This is a genomic window from Streptomyces sp. NPDC006235, assembly GCF_040613735.1.
Lineage (GTDB): Bacteria > Actinomycetota > Actinomycetes > Streptomycetales > Streptomycetaceae > Streptomyces.
Window position 1 is genome coordinate 301,900 of the sequence record NZ_JBEXSR010000006.1, and the last position, 16,101, is coordinate 318,000.

The following is a 16,101-nucleotide window of genomic DNA, read 5'->3' on the forward strand; positions in this document are numbered from 1 at the left end:
CCGAGGCACCGGCGCTCGGGGCTGAGGCGTCGGGGCTCGGGGCTGAGGTGCAGGCGCTCGGGGCGGAGGTGCCCGTGTTCGCATCCGAGAGGGCCGGGGTCGCTTCCGAGGCGCCCGTCGTGGTGTCCGAGGCGCCCGCCAAGGAGCGTGCGCGGGCGTACGCGACCCTGTCCGGCAGCTCTCTCGCGCCGGGCTCCGCTCGCGCTCTGCTGCGCGCGGCGATCGCCGAGTGGACCGGACTCGGCCTGCCCGCCGCCGGGCATCTCACCGACCGTCTCGCCGACGACGCCCTGCTCGTCGTCAGCGAACTCGTCACCAACGCCGTCGTGCACGCCGGCACCGACGTCCAGCTGGAATGCCGGCTGGAAGGCGACGACAAGGACACCGCCGCGCTCCTCGTCGAGGTCTCCGACCACCACCCCTCACGCGCCCCGCGCGGCGGCGAGCCGGAAACGCCGCACGACACCCCGGAGTACGGGCGCGGCCTGCGGCTCGTCGGCGCGCTCTCCGAGGCCTGGGGCATCACGTACCGCACGGGCCGGAAGACCGTGTGGGCGCGGCTGCCCGCCGGGGGATGTGACGCCGGCGATCAGATCGAGGCGTACGCCGGGGAGCACGCGCTGGCGCACGGGCTGCGCGTGGCGGAGATCCTGGCGCCGGAGCCGCCCCCCGGGCAGGAAACCCCGGAGAGGGGACCGAGGGACGCACGCCACCCGCATGACCCTGGCGGCGGCTCGGGCGACCTGCGCGACTGGCAGGACCTGCGCGACTGGCGGGAGCGGTACGAGGACTGCGACGGCCGTGACGGACGCGACGGCTCCTGGCTGGGCCGCGGGGCCCTGTCCTTCCTCGCCGAGGCGTCCGACCTCCTCGCCGGACAGCTCGACGAGGACCTGGTCGCCGCGCTCGCCGGGCAGCTGATCGTGCCCCGGCTGGCCGACTGGTGCGCGGTGTGGCTGGAGGACGAGGCCACCGCCGGCGGCTGGAGCGGCGGGGCCGGAGCGGGTGGGCCCCGGCTGGCGCGGGTCTGGCACGGCAGCGAGAACCGCATCGAGGAGCTGCGCCGGGCCCTGGAGAAGGACACACCGCACCCGTCCGACCCGTCAGGGTCCGGGCCGTCCGACTACCCCTGGCCCGGCGAGGCGCTCGGTGACGCCCCCGGCGAGCCGGGCTCGGCCCTGGCGTACCGGCTCGTCGCCGGCGGGCGCCCGCTGGGCACCCTCGTCATCGGACGGTCCGGGTCCGCCGGTTTCCCCGACGAGATCACCGGCCTGGTCGAGGACCTCAGCCGCCGGGTCGCGCTCGCCATCGGCGCCGCCCGCCAGTACGCCCGCCAGGCCACCATCAGCGCCGTACTCCAGCGCGGACTGCTGCCCGGCGCCGTGGCCGAGATCCCCGGGGTGCGCAGCGCCCTCGTGTACGAGCCGTGCGACAAGGGCGGGCCCAGCGGCGACTTCTACGACCTGTTCCCAGCGGGCGACGGCCGCTGGTGCTTCGCCGTCGGGGACGTCCAGGGCAAGGGCCCCGAGGCCGCCGTCGTGATCGGCCTGGCCCGGCCCTGGCTGCGGCTGCTGGCCCGTGAGGGCTACCGCGTCGCCGACGTCCTCGACCGCCTCAACCAGCTCCTGCTCGACGACGCGACGGAGGCCGCGGACGCGGCGGCCCGGGCGCTGGTCGCGGCGGGCGCGCGGCCGACCCCGCCCGGCGACGGCCCCCAGACGCGCTTCCTGTCCCTGCTGTACGGCGAACTCGTCCCCTTCGACGGCGGCGTCCGCTGCACCGTCGCCTCCGCCGGGCACCCGCTGCCCCTGCTGCTCGGAGCGGGCGGCGAGGTCCACACGGCCGCGCAGCCCCAGACGCTCCTGGGCGTCGTCGAGGACGCCACGTACGCCAGTGAGACCTTCGAGCTGCGGTCCGGCGACACGCTGCTGTGCGTGACCGACGGCGTCACCGAGCGCCGCTCCGGCTCGCGCCAGTTCGACGACGGGGACGGGCTGGCGGCGGCGCTGGCCGGGTGCGCGGGGCTGGACGCGGAGCTGATAGCCGAAAGGATCAAGCGGCTGGTGCACGAGTTCGGGGCGCGGCCCCCGGCGGACGATCTGGCGCTGCTGGTGCTCCAGGCGGAGTGACCGCCCGGGTGCTGGACAATGGAGGACATGCCTTCCGCACTCCCCGACGGTGAGCCCGTCCCCGACGACGGCGCGCTGCCCGCGTCCGCGCTCGCCGGTGCCGCCGACCGTCCGCTCGGGTTCTACCTGCACGTTCCGTACTGCGCGACCCGCTGCGGCTACTGCGACTTCAACACCTACACGGCGACCGAGCTGCGCGGCACCGGTGGCGTGCTGGCCTCGCGCGACAACTACGCCGAGACGCTGGTCGACGAGGTCCGGCTGGCGCGGAAGGTGCTCGGGGACGACCCGCGGCCCGTTCGCACGGTGTTCGTGGGCGGGGGGACGCCCACCCTGCTGGACGCCGGTGACCTGGTGCGGATGCTCGCGGCCGTCCGTGACGAGTTCGGGCTGGCCGAGGACGCCGAGGTCACGACCGAGGCGAACCCGGAGTCGGTGGATCCGGCGTATCTGGAGGCCCTGCGCGAGGGGGGCTTCAACCGGATCTCCTTCGGGATGCAGAGTGCGCGGCAGCATGTGCTGAAGGTGCTGGACCGGACGCATACGCCGGGGCGGCCCGAGGCGTGTGTCGCGGAGGCCCGGGCGGCCGGGTTCGAGCATGTCAATCTCGACCTGATCTACGGCACGCCGGGGGAGTCCGACGACGACTGGCGGGCGTCGCTGGACGCGGTGCTGGGAGCCGGGCCGGACCATGTCAGCGCGTACGCCCTGATCGTCGAGGAGGGGACGCAGCTGGCGCGTCGGATCCGCCGGGGCGAGGTGCCGATGACCGACGACGATGTGCATGCCGACCGGTACCTGATCGCGGACGAGGTTCTCTCGGGCGCGGGCTTCGAGTGGTACGAGGTGTCGAACTGGGCGGTCTCGGAGGCCGGGCGGTGCCTGCACAACGAGTTGTACTGGCGGGGGGCCGACTGGTGGGGGGCCGGGCCGGGCGCGCACAGTCATGTGGGCGGGGTGCGGTGGTGGAACGTGAAGCATCCCGGGGCGTATGCGGGGGCGCTGGCGGCGGGGCGGTCGCCCGGGGCCGGGCGTGAGGTGCTGTCGGGGGAGGACCGGCGGGTCGAGCGGATTCTGCTGGAGTTGCGGTTGCGGGACGGTGTGCCGTTGTCGTTGCTGCGGGAGGAGGGGCTTGCGGCGTCGCGGCGGGCGTTGTCGGACGGGCTTCTGGAGGAGGGACCGTACGAGTCAGGGCGGGCTGTGCTCACTCTGCGGGGGCGGTTGCTGGCGGACGGCGTGGTGCGCGACCTGGTGGACTGAGGTGCTGCCGCGTTGGGGCTGGGGTGCGGGGCGTTGCGCAGCCCGGCGGAGCGGGGTGCCGCTGCGCCCACCCGTGCCGCCCGGGGACACCTCCCAGGCCTTTAAGGCACTGGGGGAGGCACGATTGCCCGCAGCTAGGGAGCCGTTACGAAGTCGATCAGTTCTTCCACTCGGCCCAGGAGTTCCGGTTCCAGGTCCTTGTACGACCGTACGGCCGACAGGATGCGCTGCCAGGCCGCTCCCGTGTTGTCCGGCCAGCCCAGCGCCCTGCACACGCCCGTCTTCCAGTCCTGGCCGCGCGGGACCCGGGGCCACGCCTCGATGCCCAGGGACGACGGTTTCACCGCCTCCCAGATGTCGATGTAGGGGTGGCCGACGACCAGGGCGTGGTCGCTCGTCACCGACTGCGCGATGCGCCACTCCTTCGAGCCCGGCACCAGGTGGTCCACCAGCACGCCCAGCCGCGCGTCCGGGCCGGGGGCGAAGTCGGCGACGATCGACGGCAGGTCGTCGACGCCCTCCAGGTACTCCACGACCACGCCCTCGATGCGCAGGTCGTCGCCCCAGACCCGCTCGACCAGCTCGGCGTCGTGCCGGCCCTCGACGTAGATGCGCCCGGCGCGGGCCACGCGTGCGCGGGCACCGGGGACGGCGACCGAACCGGAGGCCGTGCGGGTGGGGCGTGCGGGGCCGGCGGGCGCGGGGCGGACCAGGGTCACGACCCTGCCCTCCAGGAGGAAGCCGCGCGGCTCCATGGGGAACACCCGGTGCTTGCCGAAGCGGTCCTCCAGTGTCACCGTGCCCGCCTCGCAGCGGATCACCGCACCGCAGAAGCCGGTCCCGGCCTCCTCGACGACCAGACCCGGCTCCGCCGGAACCTCGGGCACCGGCTGCTGCGGCTTCTTCCACGGCGGAGTCAGATCGGGCGAGTACTGGCGCATTCTGATGACGATAGGAGAAGCCGGTGGGTGGTCACGGAGACACGCCGAAACCGGCGGCCAGCGCGTCACGCTGGGCACGGACGAACGCCGCGTCCACCACCGCTCCGTGACCGGGCACGTACAGCGCGTCCTCGCCGCCCAGGTCGAGCAGCCGGTCCAGGGCGGCCGGCCAGTGCGACGGCACGGCGTCGGGGCCCGCCTGCGGCTCGCCGGACTCCTCGACCAGGTCGCCGCAGAACACCACCTCCGGATCCCCCGGCACCAGCACCGCCAGGTCGTGTGCGGTGTGCCCGGGGCCCACGTTGGCCAGCAGCACCTGGCGTCCGCCGCCCAGGTCGAGGGTCCACTCGCCGGAGACCAGGTGGGGGGGCGCGACCAGCCGGTCCGCCGCCTCCCGCGCGGTGGTCTGCGCCAGGCCGTGACGCACCGCGTCCGCGCGCAGCTCCTCGCGGTCCCGCAGGCGCGTCAGCACCGCGTCCACGCCCACCGCGCCGAACACCTCCGCGTCCGTGAACTCCGCCACCCCGAAGACATGGTCGAAGTGGGGGTGGGTCAGCGCGAGATGCGTCACACGGTGACCGGTGAGCGACCGCGCCTGCTCGCGCAACCGCGCGCCCTCGGCCGGGCTCGACCCCGCGTCGATCATGAGGACCGCGCCCTCACCGGCGACCAGCCCCACCGTGCAGTCCCACACCGGGAGCCGGCACCGCCCCACCCCCGCGGCCACGCGCTCCCATCCGAGCTCTTCCCAAGTCACCGTCATACGGCGACGCTAGCGGTGACCGCCGCCCCGGGCACGACAGCACGCGACCAGCCTTGCCGGGGGTGTACCCCACAGCCGTACACTTGGCGGGGAATGCTGGCACTCGCACGCGCAGAGTGCCAGGCCCACAGGCAGGACACGAGGCGGACGACTTCTGGAGGTGCGCGCGAATGCTCAGTGAACGCAGGCTTCAGGTGCTGCGCGCCATCGTCCAGGACTACGTCGGCACCGAGGAGCCGGTCGGCTCCAAGGCCCTCACCGAGCGGCACAACCTCGGCGTCTCGCCGGCCACGGTCCGCAACGACATGGCGGCCCTGGAGGACGAGGGGTACATCGCCCAGCCGCACACCAGCGCCGGGCGCATCCCCACCGACAAGGGCTACCGGCTGTTCGTGGACAAGCTGGCCGGCGTCAAGCCGATGACCGCGCCCGAGCGGCGCGCGATCCAGAACTTCCTCGAGGGCGCCGTCGACCTCGACGACGTCGTGGCGCGTACGGTACGGCTGCTGGCCCAGCTCACACGCCAGGTCGCCGTCGTGCAGTACCCGTCGCTGACCCGCTCGACCGTGCGGCACGTGGAGCTGCTCGCTCTCGCGCCCGCGCGGCTGATGCTCGTGCTGATCACGGACACCGGGCGGGTCGAGCAGCGCGTGGTCGACTGCCCGGCGCCCTTCGGCGAGGCCTCGCTCGCGGATCTGCGGGCGCGGCTCAACAGCCGGGTGGCGAACCGCCGTTTCACGGATGTGCCGAGTCTGGTGGAGGATCTGCCGGAGGCGTTCGAGCACGAGGACCGGGGTACGGTCTCCACGGTGCTCTCCACACTTCTGGAGACGCTCGTCGAGGAGAACGAGGAGCGGCTGATGATCGGCGGCACCGCCAACCTGACCCGCTTCGGGCATGACTTTCCCCTCACGATCCGGCCGGTGCTGGAGGCGCTGGAGGAGCAGGTGGTGCTCCTCAAGCTGCTCGGCGAGGCGCAGGATCCGGGCGTGACCGTACGGATCGGTCATGAGAACGCCCACGAAGGACTCAACTCCACGTCCGTCGTGTCGGTCGGCTACGGTTCGGGCGGCGAGGCTGTCGCCAAGCTCGGCGTGGTCGGACCGACCCGCATGGACTACCCGGGAACGATGGGAGCGGTACGCGCAGTGGCACGGTACGTCGGACAGATCCTGGCGGAGTCGTAGTGGCCACGGACTACTACGCCGTACTCGGCGTGCGCCGCGACGCGTCGCAGGAAGAGATCAAGAAGGCCTTCCGGCGGCTCGCGCGCGAGCTGCACCCGGACGTCAACCCCGATCCGAAGACCCAGGAGCGGTTCAAGGAGATCAACGCCGCCTACGAGGTGCTGTCGGACCCGCAGAAGAAGCAGGTCTACGACCTCGGCGGCGACCCGCTCTCGCAGGCCGGAGGCGGCGGCGCGGGCGGCTTCGGGGCCGGCGGCTTCGGGAACTTCTCCGACATCATGGACGCGTTCTTCGGCACGGCGTCGCAGCGCGGACCGCGCTCGCGCACCCGCCGCGGCCAGGACGCCATGATCCGCATCGAGATCGAGCTCGACGAGGCTGCCTTCGGCACGACGAAGGACATCCAGGTCGACACGGCGGTCGTCTGCAACACCTGCAGTGGTGAGGGCGCGGCGCCGGGGACCTCCGCCCAGACGTGTGACATGTGCCGCGGTCGCGGTGAGGTGTCCCAGGTCACGCGGTCCTTCCTCGGCCAGGTCATGACCTCGCGGCCCTGCCCGCAGTGCCAGGGCTTCGGCACGGTCGTCCCGACCCCCTGCCCGGAGTGCGCCGGCGACGGCCGCGTCCGCTCCCGTCGCACGCTGACGGTGAAGATCCCCGCCGGTGTCGACAACGGCACGCGCATCCAGCTCGCCGGTGAGGGCGAGGTCGGGCCCGGCGGCGGTCCCGCGGGCGACCTGTACGTCGAGATCCACGAACTGCCGCACTCGCAGTTCCAGCGGCGCGGCGACGACCTGCACTGCACGGTCACGCTCCCGATGACGGCGGCCGCCCTCGGCACGAAGGTGCCGCTGGAGACGCTGGACGGCCTGGAGGAGGTCGACATCCGCCCGGGCACCCAGTCCGGCCAGTCGATCCCGCTGCACGGCCGCGGTGTCACGCACCTGCGCGGCGGCGGACGCGGCGACCTCATCGTCCACGTCGAGGTCCAGACCCCGAGCAAGCTGGACGTCGAGCAGGAGCGCCTGCTCCGCGAGCTGGCCAAGCTGCGCGGCGAGGAACGGCCTCAGGGGCAGTTCCAGCCGGGGCAGCAGGGGTTGTTCTCGCGGTTGAAGGATGCGTTCAACGGCCGGTGACGCCGGCGGTCCGGCCTCTGCTGGGGGTCCGGGGGTCGGGCCCCGGGCAGGCACAGTCAGCCGGGGCAGCAGGGGGTGTTCTCTCGGCTGAAGGACGCGTTCAACGGGCGGTGACAGGGGCTTCCCCGAGGGTCGGCAGGTGGCTTTTCCTCTGGTCTATGCCACACGGCAGGCCGGTTTCGGAGCAGTCCGGAGGACGTGACAACATGCGGTCATGTCCTCCGCGCTGACCGATCTCTTCCCCCACCCGATCGTGCAGGCCCCCATGGCGGGCGGCGTCTCCGTGCCGAAGCTCGCCGCCGCCGTGTGCGAGGCGGGCGGGCTCGGGTTCCTCGCCGCCGGGTACAAGACCGCAGACGGGATGTACGAGGAGATCAAGCAGCTGAGGAGCCTCACCGGCAGGCCCTTCGGCGTGAACCTCTTCATGCCGCAGCCGGAGTACGCCGACCCGGCCGCTATCGACGTCTACGCCCACCAGCTGGCCGGCGAGGCCTCCTGGTACGAGGCCGAGCTCGGCGACCCCGAGAGCGGCCGCGACGACGGCTACGAGACCAAGCTCGCGGTCCTGCGCGACAACCCCGTGCCGGTGGTGTCGTTCCACTTCGGCGCCCCGAGCCGGGAGGTCGTCGACGCCCTGCACCGCGTCGGCACCTTCGTCCTGGTCACCGCCACCACGCCGGACGAGGCCCGGGCCGTGGAGCGGTCCGGCGCGGACGCGGTCATCGCGCAGGGCGTCGAGGCCGGCGGCCACCAGGGCACGCACCGGGACATCCCCGAGACGGACGGTTCCGGCATCGGGCTGCTGTCGCTGGTCGCCCAGATCCGGGAGACCGTGAACATCCCGATCATCGCCGCCGGCGGCATCATGCGCGGCGGCCAGATCGCCGCGGTCCTCGCGGCGGGCGCGAGCGCGGCCCAGCTCGGCACCGCGTTCCTCGCCACCGCCGAGTCGGGCGCGAACGCCCTGCACAAGCAGGCGCTGACCAACCCCCTGTTCGTCCGAACGGAGTTGACCCGGGCCTTCTCCGGGCGCCCGGCGCGCGGTCTGGTCAACCGCTTCCTGCGCGAGCACGGCCCGTACGCGCCCGCCGCCTACCCCGAGATCCACCACCTCACCGCGCCGCTGCGCAAGGCCGCCGCCAAGGCGGGGGACGCGCAGGGCATGGCGCTGTGGGCCGGGCAGGGCCACCGGATGGCGCGGGAGCTGCCCGCCGGACAGCTCGTGGAGGTGCTGGCCGGTGAACTCGCCTCCGCGCGGACAGCGTTGTCGGGCGGAGGCGGGATCCGATGACGGCTCCGGTGTTCGTGGTCGAGCACTTCGACGCGGCCGGCGGCGGCCGTCACGTCCTCGACGGCCCGGAGGGGCGGCACGCCGTCTCCGTGAAGCGGCTGCGGCCCGGTGAGGACGTCGTCCTCACGGACGGGGCCGGGCGCTGGGCGGACGGTGTCGTGCTCGACACCGAGGGCAAGGACCGGCTGATCGTCCGGCTGGACCCGGTGACGGAGGAACCGCCGGAGCAGCCCCGCCTCACCGTCGTCCAGGCGCTGCCCAAGGGCGACCGCGGAGAGCTGGCCGTCGAGACGATGACGGAGGTCGGCGTCGACGCGATCGTGCCGTGGGCGGCGGCGCGCTGCATCACGCAGTGGAAGGGCGACCGCGGGCTGAAGGCGCTGGGCAAGTGGCGGGCCACGGCCCGGGAGGCGGGCAAGCAGTCCCGCCGGGTGCGCTTCCCGCAGGTCGCGGAGGCGGCTACGACCAAGCAGGTCGCCGCACTGCTGGCCGCCGCCGACTTCGCCGCCGTGCTGCACGAGAGCGGGGACGAGGCGCTGGCGACGGCCGAACTGCCGTCGTCCGGGGAGATCGTGCTCGTCGTGGGGCCCGAAGGGGGCGTGGCGCCGGAGGAGTTGGCGCTGTTCGCACAAGCGGGGGGCAAGGCGTATCGCCTCGGGCGCAGCGTGCTGCGCACATCGACTGCCGGGACGGCGGCCGCGGCCGTGCTCCTGGCTCGCACCGGCCGCTGGACCTGAACCCCTCTCGGAGGCACCGTGGAACTCGCCCAGGTACGACTGCTCGTGACCGACTTCGCCGCCTGCTACCACTTCTACGGCGAGGTCCTCGGCCTCAAGCCGCAGTCGGGAGCGGTGGACGGGCCGTACGAGAAGTTCAGCCCCGCGGTGGGCTCCGCGGGCATCGCCTTGCAGGATCGCTCGATGATGGCCGAGGTCCTGGACGAGCTGGGCGACACGGCGAACGGCCACCGCTCCCTGGTCGTCCTGCGCGTCGACGCCCTGGAAGGGTACTGCGAGGAGATCACGATGCGCGGCGCCACGATCCTCCACGGCCCGGCCCACCTGACCGACCGCCTGCGCGTCGCCCACCTCAAGGACCCCGAGGGCAACTTGGTCGAGCTGCAGGAGTGGTTGCTGCTGCGCGGCTGACGCCTTTGCGCCCTACCGCGCGGCCCGCGACGGTGGCAGGCTCCCCTCCATGGGGGCACTGAGGAGGATTTGGCGAGGGCCGCGCAACCGTACGGTGGCGGTCGCGGTGACCTGCGCGGTGGCTGCCGTCGGCGGCGTGGTGGCGTGTGAACCCGGTGGCGGGATCAGTTCCGCGACCGTCGCGTACACCACCGACGAAGCCGTCACCAAGGAGCTCAACCGGCAGAAAGCGGCCGTGCGTTGGCTGACGTGCACCGGCTCCTACGGGGATTCCGGCCAGGGCGGGAAGCCGTCGCCGTCGGCGAGTGAGAGGACCGTCGTCACCGTCGACTGCGAGGGGGAGACGGAGGACGGGAAGGACATCACCGTCGACGGCAAGGTCACCCACGCGGTGGACGGCGCCTGTGTGCGCGGGAACATCACCGCCAAGGTGGACGGCAAGGTGTGGTTCGAGGTCGACGGGCTCGGCGACTGCAACTCCACCAGCCCGCCGCCCGTCGGAGGCGGGCCCTCGAACGGGCAGCCCGGTCCCACCGTCACCGTGACCGTCACGCAGACCATCTGGTGCGACCGGTACCCGGACTGCCGCCCTGTCGAGGGCAAGTGATCCGAACCCTGTCCGTACGACGGCCTCCCTGCATAGGGTGATCGGGTGACACAGTCCGCATCGCCTGCTTACCTCCGCTTCCCGCACGTGCACGGTGACCTGGTCGCCTTCACCGCCGAGGACGACGTGTGGCTCGCTCCTCTCGACGGCGGACGGGCCTGGCGGGTCAGCGCCGAGAACGTGCCGGTGACCCTGCCCCGTATCTCGCCCGACGGCACCACGGTCGCCTGGACCTCCACCCGCGACGGCGCCCCCGAGGTGCACATCGCCCCGGTCGACGGCGGCCCCGCCAAGCGCCTGACGTACTGGGGCAGTCTCAAGACCCAGGTGCGCGGCTGGACCCCGGACGGCGACGTGCTCGCGATCAGCACCCAGGGCCAGGCGAGCCTGCGCCGCACCTGGGCGCGTGCCGTCCCGCTCGACGGCGGTCCGGCCACCACCCTGCCGTACGGGCCGGTCGGGGACATCGCCTACGGGCCGGGCGTCGTCCTGCTGTCCGCCCCGATGGGGCGCGAGGCCGCCTGGTGGAAGCGGTACCGGGGCGGTACGGCGGGCAAGTTGTGGATCGACCGGGACGGCGACGGGGAGTTCGTCCGGCTGCACGAGGAACTCGACGGCAACATCGAGTACCCGCTGTGGGTGGGCGAGCGGGTGGCCTTCCTCTCCGACCACGAGGGCACCGGCGCGCTGTACTCCTCCCTCGCCGACGGGTCCGACCTGCGCCGGCACACGCCACTCGACGGCTTCTACGCCCGGCACGCCGCGACCGACGGCACCCGTGTCGTCTACTCCAGCGCCGGTGAGCTGTGGGTGCTGGACGACCTGGACGGGGCCGAGCCGCGGCGGCTGGAGGTGAGGCTGGGAGGGCAGCGCGTCGACCTCCAGCCGTTCCCGGTCAACGCCTCCCGGTGGTTCGGCTCGGCGGCCCCGGACCACACCGCACGCGGCAGCGCCGTGTCCGTACGGGGTTCCGTCCACTGGGTCACCCACCGCTCCGGCCCGGCCCGCGCCCTGGCCGCGACGCCCGGCGTCCGGGCCCGGCTGCCGCGGACGTTCCGCGCGGACGGCGAGGAGTGGGTGGTGTGGGTCACGGACGCCGAAGGCGACGACGCCCTGGAGTTCGCGCCCGCCACCGGCCTCGCCCCGGGGGCGACACCGCGCCGGCTCGCCGCCGGGCAGCTCGGCAGGGTGCTGGACCTCGCCATGGCACCGGACGGCAGCCGCGCGGCCGTGGCCTCCCACGACGGTCGTCTGCTGCTCGTCGAGCGGGAGACGGGCGAGGTGCGGGAGGTGGACCGCAGCGACGACGGTGATGTGTCCGGGCTCGTCTTCTCGCCCGACTCCTCCTGGCTCGCCTGGTCCCACCCCGGCCCGCGCCCCCTGTCGCAGCTGAAGCTCGCCAACACCACCGACCTGTCGGTCACCGAGGCGACCCCGCTGCGCTTCCAGGACTACGCGCCGGCGTTCACGACGGACGGCAAGCACCTCGCGTTCCTGTCGACCCGCTCCTTCGACCCGGTCTACGACGAGCACGTCTTCGACCTGGCCTTCGTGGAGGGCGCCCGGCCGCATCTGATCACGCTCGCGGCCACCACGCCCTCCCCGTTCGGACCGCAGCGGCACGGCCGGTCCTTCGAGACGCCCGACCGGGAGGAGACCCCCGACAGCGAGGGCACCCCCACCACCCGTATCGACCTCGAAGGCCTCGCCGACCGCATCGTGCCCTTCCCGGTCGAGGCCGCCCGCTACTCCAACCTGCGCGCCGCCAAGGACGGGGTCCTGTGGCTGCGCCACCCGGTCGCCGGTGTGCTCGGCGCGTCCCGGGCCACTCCGGACGACCCCGACCCCAAGTCCGAGCTGGAGCGCTACGACCTCGCCCAGCAGCGGGTCGAGCATCTCGCCGTCGACGCCGACCACTTCGAGGTCAGCGGCGACGGCAAGCGGGTGCTGCTGTGGACCGACGGGCGGCTGAAGGTCGTCCCCAGCGACCGGCGCGCCTCCAGCGACGACGACAGCGACACCAACATCACCGTCGACCTGGGCCGCGTACGCCAGTTCGTCGACCCGGCCGCCGAGTGGCGGCAGATGTTCGACGAGAACGGCCGCATCATGCGCGACCACTTCTGGCGTCCCGACATGAGCGGCGTCGACTGGGCCGGCGTCCTCGACCGCTACCGGCCGGTCCTGGACCGGCTCGCCACCCACGACGACCTGGTCGACCTGCTGTGGGAGGTACAGGGCGAACTCGGCACCTCGCACGCCTACGTCACCCCGCGCGGCGGCTTCGGCGGAGGCCCCCGCCAGGGCCTGCTCGGCGCGGACATCTCCCGCCACGAGGACGGCAGCTGGCGCGTCGACCGCATCCTGCCCTCCGAGACCTCCGACCCGGACGCCCGCAGCCCGCTGGCCGCGCCCGGCGTCGCCGTACGCCCCGGGGACGCGATCCTCGCCATCGCCGGCCAGCCGGTCGACCCGGTGACCGGCCCCGGCCCGCTGCTGATCGGCACGGCGGGCAAGCCGGTCGAGCTGACCATCTCCCCGTCCGGCGGCGGCGATCCGCGGCACGCCGTCGTCGTCCCGGTCGCCGACGAGGAGCCGCTGCGCTACCACGCCTGGGTCGCCGACCGGCGCGCCTACGTCCACGAGAAGTCCGGCGGCCGCCTCGGCTACCTCCACGTCCCGGACATGCAGGCCCCCGGCTGGGCCCAGATCCACCGCGACCTGCGCATCGAGGTCGCCCGCGAGGGCCTGGTCGTCGACGTCCGCGAGAACCGCGGCGGCCACACCTCCCAGCTGGTCGTCGAGAAACTCGCCCGCCGCATCGTCGGCTGGGCCGTCCCGCGCGGCATGCGCCCCTACAGCTACCCCGAGGACGCCCCGCGCGGCCCGGTCGTGGCCGTCGCCAACGAGTTCTCCGGCTCCGACGGCGACATCGTCAACGCCGCGATCAAGGCCCTGGGCCTCGGCCCGGTGGTCGGCACCCGCACCTGGGGCGGCGTCATCGGCATCGACAGCCGCTACCGCCTGGTCGACGGCACCCTGGTCACCCAACCCAAGTACGCCTTCTGGCTGGAGGGTTACGAGTGGAGGGTGGAGAACCACGGCGTCGATCCGGACGTGGAAGTGGTGCAGCGCCCCCAGGACCACGTGGCGGGCAGGGATGCCCAACTGGACGAGGCCATCCGACTGGCACTGGAAAGCCTGGAGACAGTACCGGCGAAAACGCCCCCAGGCTTGCCTACCTAAGGGGCGCGGGGAACTGCGCGACCAGCCACAAGGCACCCGCACCCGACGACGATACGATGCCCGGCAAGACCGAAATTCGGCCAACCCCCGGAGGGAACATGGCAGGGGAACCCCAGGACGACTGCCTCTTCTGCAAGATCGTCGCGGGAACCATCCCGGCGACGATCGTCCGCCAGACGGACACCACCGTCGCGTTCCGCGACATCAACCCCCAGGCCCCCACCCACGTCCTGATCATCCCCAAGGCGCACTACGAGAACGCCGCCGCCCTCGCCGCCGCCGACCCGGCCCTCACCGCGGACGTCCTCCGCGAGGCCCAGGCCGTCGCCGACGAGGAAAAGCTGGACAGCTACCGCCTCGTCTTCAACACCGGCAGCGGCGCCGGCCAGACGGTCTGGCACGTGCACGGCCACGTGCTCGGAGGCCGCGGCCTCGAATGGCCCCCCGGATAACGGGACAACGCCTTGTCCGTACGTGAACTCGTGGTGCTCGGCACGGCCAGCCAGGTCCCGACCCGCCACCGTAACCACAACGGCTACCTGCTCCGCTGGGACGGCGAGGGCATCCTGTTCGACCCCGGCGAGGGCACCCAGCGCCAAATGGTGCGGGCCGGGGTCGCCGCGCACGACCTGAACCGGATCTGCGTCACGCACTTCCACGGCGACCACGCCCTCGGTCTGCCCGGGGTCATCCAGCGCATCAACCTCGACCAGGTGCCGCACGAGATCACCGCCCACTACCCGAAGTCCGGGCAGCGCTTCTACGAGCGGCTCCAGTACGCCACGCCCTACCGCGCGACCGTCTTCCTCACCGAGGCCCCGGCCGACGGGGACGGCGTGCTCGCGGTCACGCCGTCGTACACGCTGGACACCCGCAGGCTGTCGCACTCGATCGAGTCGTACGGCTACCGGATCACCGAGCACGAGGGCCGCCGCATGCTGCCCGAGCGGCTCGCCGCGCACGGCATCAAGGGGCCGGACGTCGGCCGGATCCAGCGCGAGGGCTCGCTCGGCGGGGTCTTGCTGGAGGACGTCAGCGAGGTGCGGCGCGGGCAGCGGTTCGCGTTCGTCATGGACACCCGGCTGTGCGAGGGAGTGTACGCGCTCGCCGAGGGCTGCGACATGCTCGTCATCGAGTCGACTTTCCTCGACGAGGACGAGCAACTCGCGGTGGAGCACGGGCACCTGACGGCCGGTCAGGCCGCCCGGGTGGCCCGGGACGCGGGGGTGCGACACCTCGTGCTCACCCACTTCAGCCAGCGCTACACGGACCCGGACGAGTTCGAGCGGCAGGCGCGGGCCGCCGGGTACGACGGGGAGCTGACCGTGGCGCACGACCTTCTGCGGGTGCCGGTTCCGAAGCGTCGGTGAAACGCCCGTACGATGAATTGATGTCCCTCCCCAAAGCCGAACTGCACCTTCATATCGAAGGCACCCTGGAGCCGGAACTCGCCTTCGAGCTCGCCGCGCGCAGCGGCGTCACGCTGCCGTACGCGGACACGGACGAGCTGCGCGAGGCGTACCGGTTCGAGGACCTCCAGTCGTTCCTGAACCTGTACTACGAGCTCATGGCCGTCCTGCGCACCGAGCGGGACTTCGAGGACCTCGCGAACGCCTACCTCGCACGCGCCGCCGCCCAGGGCGTGCGGCACGCGGAGATCTTCTTCGACCCGCAGGCCCACACCAGCCGCGGGCTGGAGCTCGGCACGGTCGTCGAGGGCCTGTGGCGGGCGCTGGGCGACAGCGAAGCGAACCACGGTGTCTCGACCCGGCTGATCCTGTGCTTCCTGCGCGACGAGTCCGCCGAGTCGGCGCTGGCGACCCTGGACGCGGCCAAGCCGTACCTGGACCGGATCACCGGCGTCGGACTCGACTCGGCCGAGGTCGGGCATCCGCCGGCGAAGTTCCGCGAGGTGTACGAGGCGGCCGCCGCGCTCGGGCTGCGGCGGGTCGCGCACGCCGGTGAGGAGGGGCCGCCGGAGTACATCACCGAGGCCCTGGACGTCCTCGGCGTCGAGCGGGTCGACCACGGGCTGCGCTGCGTGGAGGACCCGGCGCTGGTGGAGCGGCTGGTGCGGGAGCGGGTGCCGCTGACGCTGTGCCCCCTGTCGAACGTCCGGCTGCGGACCGTCGACACCCTCGCCGACCATCCGCTGCCCGCCATGCTGGACGCCGGGCTGGTGTGCACGGTCAACTCGGACGACCCGGCGTACTTCGGCGGGTACGCCGGTGACAACTTCGACGCCGTGCGCGACACCCTAGGCCTGGGCGAGGAGCGGCTGCGCGAGCTCGCCCGCAACTCCTTCCTCGCCTCGTTCCTGGAGGACGACGAGGAGTTGCGGGCGCGGTATCTCGCCGAGGTGGAGGCCTACGAGTTCCGCTGAGGAACCACCC

The 16,101-nt window shown here is 73.0% G+C and carries 14 protein-coding genes; 12 read left to right on the top strand and 2 right to left on the bottom strand.

Going from position 1 to position 16,101, the window contains the following annotated elements:
• Window positions 1–119: 119 nt before the first annotated feature.
• Together ABZ192_RS10625 and hemW are read left to right on the top strand one after the other, a co-directional pair.
• Window positions 120–2,129, top strand: coding sequence for a SpoIIE family protein phosphatase (locus ABZ192_RS10625; protein WP_356924187.1), 2,010 nt, complete (start codon window positions 120–122; stop codon window positions 2,127–2,129).
• 27 nt (window positions 2,130–2,156) lie between these two features.
• Entirely contained in the window at window positions 2,157–3,389 is a 1,233-nt protein-coding gene (gene hemW, locus ABZ192_RS10630) for a radical SAM family heme chaperone HemW (RefSeq protein ID WP_356924128.1), read from the top strand.
• Between the two features lie 134 nt (window positions 3,390–3,523).
• Here hemW and ABZ192_RS10635 read toward each other — a convergent pair whose 3' ends face one another.
• Together ABZ192_RS10635 and ABZ192_RS10640 are read right to left on the bottom strand one after the other, a co-directional pair.
• Window positions 3,524–4,330 (bottom strand): DUF3097 domain-containing protein, encoded by an 807-nt coding sequence (locus tag ABZ192_RS10635; RefSeq protein WP_356924129.1) that lies wholly within the window; start codon window positions 4,328–4,330, stop codon window positions 3,524–3,526.
• 31 nt (window positions 4,331–4,361) lie between these two features.
• Complete coding sequence (locus ABZ192_RS10640; protein WP_356924130.1) at window positions 4,362–5,093, bottom strand: MBL fold metallo-hydrolase; 732 nt, start codon at window positions 5,091–5,093, stop codon at window positions 4,362–4,364.
• Between the two features lie 170 nt (window positions 5,094–5,263).
• On the opposite strand from ABZ192_RS10640, the gene hrcA reads away from it, so the two are divergent.
• The 10 genes from hrcA (at window position 5,264) to ABZ192_RS10690 (ending at window position 16,091) form a co-directional block, all read left to right on the top strand.
• Entirely contained in the window at window positions 5,264–6,280 is a 1,017-nt protein-coding gene (gene hrcA / locus ABZ192_RS10645; RefSeq protein WP_086563135.1) for a heat-inducible transcriptional repressor HrcA, read from the top strand.
• On the top strand, window positions 6,280–7,416 hold the full coding sequence (gene dnaJ / locus ABZ192_RS10650) for a molecular chaperone DnaJ (RefSeq protein WP_086603819.1): 1,137 nt from the start codon (window positions 6,280–6,282) through the stop codon (window positions 7,414–7,416). The genes hrcA and dnaJ overlap by 1 nt, the downstream gene beginning before the upstream one ends.
• Window positions 7,417–7,630: 214 nt before the next feature.
• The gene (locus ABZ192_RS10655; protein WP_356924131.1) at window positions 7,631–8,707 is read left to right on the top strand and encodes a nitronate monooxygenase; all 1,077 of its coding nucleotides are present in this window, start codon (window positions 7,631–7,633) and stop codon (window positions 8,705–8,707) included.
• Window positions 8,704–9,444 (top strand): 16S rRNA (uracil(1498)-N(3))-methyltransferase, encoded by a 741-nt coding sequence (locus ABZ192_RS10660; protein WP_356924132.1) that lies wholly within the window; start codon window positions 8,704–8,706, stop codon window positions 9,442–9,444. Before ABZ192_RS10655 ends, ABZ192_RS10660 begins: the two co-directional genes overlap by 4 nt.
• A gap of 18 nt (window positions 9,445–9,462) precedes the next feature.
• Window positions 9,463–9,855 (top strand): VOC family protein, encoded by a 393-nt coding sequence (locus ABZ192_RS10665; RefSeq protein WP_356924133.1) that lies wholly within the window; start codon window positions 9,463–9,465, stop codon window positions 9,853–9,855.
• Between the two features lie 49 nt (window positions 9,856–9,904).
• Entirely contained in the window at window positions 9,905–10,462 is a 558-nt protein-coding gene (locus ABZ192_RS10670) for a hypothetical protein (RefSeq protein ID WP_356924134.1), read from the top strand.
• A gap of 45 nt (window positions 10,463–10,507) precedes the next feature.
• Window positions 10,508–13,708 carry a S41 family peptidase gene (locus ABZ192_RS10675; protein WP_356924135.1) on the top strand — a complete coding sequence of 1,067 codons (3,201 nt, stop codon included), beginning with the start codon at window positions 10,508–10,510 and terminating at the stop codon, window positions 13,706–13,708.
• 98 nt (window positions 13,709–13,806) lie between these two features.
• Entirely contained in the window at window positions 13,807–14,160 is a 354-nt protein-coding gene (locus ABZ192_RS10680; RefSeq protein WP_351413587.1) for a histidine triad nucleotide-binding protein, read from the top strand.
• A 12-nt stretch (window positions 14,161–14,172) separates the two neighbouring features.
• Entirely contained in the window at window positions 14,173–15,078 is a 906-nt protein-coding gene (locus ABZ192_RS10685) for a ribonuclease Z (RefSeq protein WP_356924136.1), read from the top strand.
• Between the two features lie 20 nt (window positions 15,079–15,098).
• Window positions 15,099–16,091: an adenosine deaminase gene (locus tag ABZ192_RS10690; protein WP_356924137.1), complete on the top strand. Its 993-nt coding sequence runs from the start codon at window positions 15,099–15,101 to the stop codon at window positions 16,089–16,091.
• Window positions 16,092–16,101: the final 10 nt, after the last annotated feature.

Coding starts and splice junctions, on each gene's coding strand:
- hemW (WP_356924128.1), top strand. CDS start 2,157: ATGCCTTCCGCACTCCCCGACGGTGAGCCCGTCCCCGACGACGGCGCG.
- ABZ192_RS10635 (WP_356924129.1), bottom strand. CDS start 4,330: ATGCGCCAGTACTCGCCCGATCTGACTCCGCCGTGGAAGAAGCCGCAG.
- ABZ192_RS10640 (WP_356924130.1), bottom strand. CDS start 5,093: ATGACGGTGACTTGGGAAGAGCTCGGATGGGAGCGCGTGGCCGCGGGG.
- hrcA (WP_086563135.1), top strand. CDS start 5,264: ATGCTCAGTGAACGCAGGCTTCAGGTGCTGCGCGCCATCGTCCAGGAC.
- ABZ192_RS10655 (WP_356924131.1), top strand. CDS start 7,631: ATGTCCTCCGCGCTGACCGATCTCTTCCCCCACCCGATCGTGCAGGCC.
- ABZ192_RS10660 (WP_356924132.1), top strand. CDS start 8,704: ATGACGGCTCCGGTGTTCGTGGTCGAGCACTTCGACGCGGCCGGCGGC.
- ABZ192_RS10670 (WP_356924134.1), top strand. CDS start 9,905: ATGGGGGCACTGAGGAGGATTTGGCGAGGGCCGCGCAACCGTACGGTG.
- ABZ192_RS10680 (WP_351413587.1), top strand. CDS start 13,807: ATGGCAGGGGAACCCCAGGACGACTGCCTCTTCTGCAAGATCGTCGCG.
- ABZ192_RS10690 (WP_356924137.1), top strand. CDS start 15,099: ATGTCCCTCCCCAAAGCCGAACTGCACCTTCATATCGAAGGCACCCTG.